Origin of the sequence: Streptomyces sp. NPDC058812, assembly GCF_042744565.1 — a bacterium.
In the GTDB taxonomy this organism is placed as follows: Bacteria; Actinomycetota; Actinomycetes; order Streptomycetales; family Streptomycetaceae; genus Streptomyces; species Streptomyces thinghirensis.
In genome coordinates this window covers 1-1,511 of the sequence record NZ_JBHYOB010000077.1, presented here as the reverse complement: position 1 = coordinate 1,511, position 1,511 = coordinate 1, and the positions used below count along the sequence as shown (strand labels likewise).

Annotated in this window: 1 protein-coding gene; it reads right to left on the bottom strand. The window is 72.3% G+C overall.

The window, feature by feature from the left end:
- Positions 1-1,511, bottom strand: a 1,511-nt coding sequence (locus tag ACFW48_RS38740) for an ATP-binding protein (protein ID WP_386323380.1), incomplete at both ends; no start/stop codon positions are given.

Genomic DNA, 1,511 nt, shown 5'->3' with positions numbered 1-1,511 from the left:
CCGGGGAGCGGCCCGGGGTGGTGAAGATGTTCTCCTTCAGGCGGGCAACGGGTGGGACGACGACCTTGATCCGGCCGACCTGCATTCGCGGGTCGCGCAGCAGCATCTCGCCCTCGCGGCCGACCTGTCCGACGGGGGACAGTCCGGTGGTCACCAGCCGGATCAGGTCCTCGTCCTCGTCGTCCAGACCAAGGAACCTCAAGCCCCGGGCCGCGCGGGCGCTGTCGGCGGTGCGGGCCAGGAACCGGTAGGCGATCAGCCCTGCGTCCTTGCCCAGCTCGCTCTCGTCGTGGGCGCCGAGGAAGACCCCGGCGCCGTGCTTGCGGCCGTCGTGGAGGATCTCGTGGACCAGGGCCGCGCCTTCGGCGGAGGAGGTGAGCCAGTAGCACTCGTCCAGCTCGACCAGGCAGAACCGTCCCGGGTCGGTGAACGCGGCCTGCCGGGCGATGGCCGCGATCAGATACAGCACGGCGCGTCCGATCAGGGCCTCCAGCGGCTGCTGGCGCAGGACCTCGACGTCGGCGAACGCCTCCCGCGGGGGCAGGGTGAGGCCGGTGGTGGTGACCACCACCATGTCGGCGCCCATGTCGCCGTCCAGGCTGACCGCGGGCAGGTCGGGGTCGAACACCATGGCCGCGAGGGGGTTGCTGGCGACGATCCGCAGCAGGTCGGCCATGGTCGCCGCCGCGTCCGCACGACTGCTGCTGCCGGTCGCGGCCAGCGACGTCAGGACGCCCAAGACCTTGCCCATGGACGGCTCCGGCCCGCCGGACACCTCCTCCACCGCGTGATGCAGGACCGCGCCGGCCGCGTTCATCGCCCCGACCCCCAGCTGGAGGGTCAGATAGGAGAGGGCGTAGTGGGAACCGACCGGGCCGCCGAACACCCGCAGCGGGTCGATGGAGATCCGGGCCTGGGCAGCGTCGATGATCTGGCAGCGCTCGCCCACCGCGGCCCGGGCGAAGCTCGCCCACTCGCGGATCGGGGTCCGGTCGATCACGATCGCCCTGCCGCCCCGGTCCACGACCGCGGAGGTGACCAGCTTCTCCAGCACGCTCTTGCCGCTGCCCAGGTCACCGATCACGGCGCTGGAAGCGGACGCGTTGACCTGCGGGGCGTCGGCCGGGTTGAGCAGAACGGGCCGGATCGTTCCGCTGTCCAGGTCGTGCCCGATGAGCATCCCGGCCGGATCACCCACCCGCGACAGGGTCAGCGCGCCACTGGCAGCCCAGTCCTCCGACAGCTGGTGCTGGGTGAACTGGCCCAGCTTCGGCGCCCGCACTGCGCCCGGCAGCCCCAGGGCGAAGAGTTCCTCCTGCATCCCGTAGGGGCGCTCCACCCGGTAGTCACCGCCCGACAGAGCCGCGGACAGCTCCCGCGCCCGCGCATCACAGGTCGCCGCGTCCGATCCCCACACACTGAGGACCGTCACGGACTGCACCTCGACCTCGACCGAGGTCCGCGCCATTCGCGCGTCCTGCTCCGCCAGGTCCCCGGCCGCCTCCGGCAGC